This is a genomic window from Paenibacillus sp. LS-5 (genome assembly GCF_056121505.1).
Genome location: NZ_JBWAVA010000138.1, coordinates 1 through 232 on the forward strand (window position 1 = coordinate 1; position 232 = coordinate 232).

General features: G+C 63.8%; 1 protein-coding gene. It reads left to right on the forward strand.

What is annotated here, in order from left to right; all coding sequences use genetic code 11:
• Positions 1-232 (forward strand): YcjX family protein (locus AC0MA3_RS26780; RefSeq protein WP_474658391.1); only part of this gene is annotated, 232 nt, incomplete at both ends.

Consider the following 232-nt stretch of genomic DNA (forward strand, 5'->3'; position numbering starts at 1 on the left):
GTCATGACCGGTTGCAGGCCATCGTCCGCCGCCTGGTGGATCGCGCGGTGAGTCGCGCCGATTTTTCCGGCGCGAACGTAGACGTGCTGGCCATGGCGGCGGTGCGCACCACGCGCGAAGCAACCGTCACCCAGGGCAAGGAAATCCTGCCCGTGATCGTCGGAACGCCGCTCAAGGGCGAAACGATCGATGGCGAACACTTCGACGGCAAGACCGAAACAGCCATATTTCC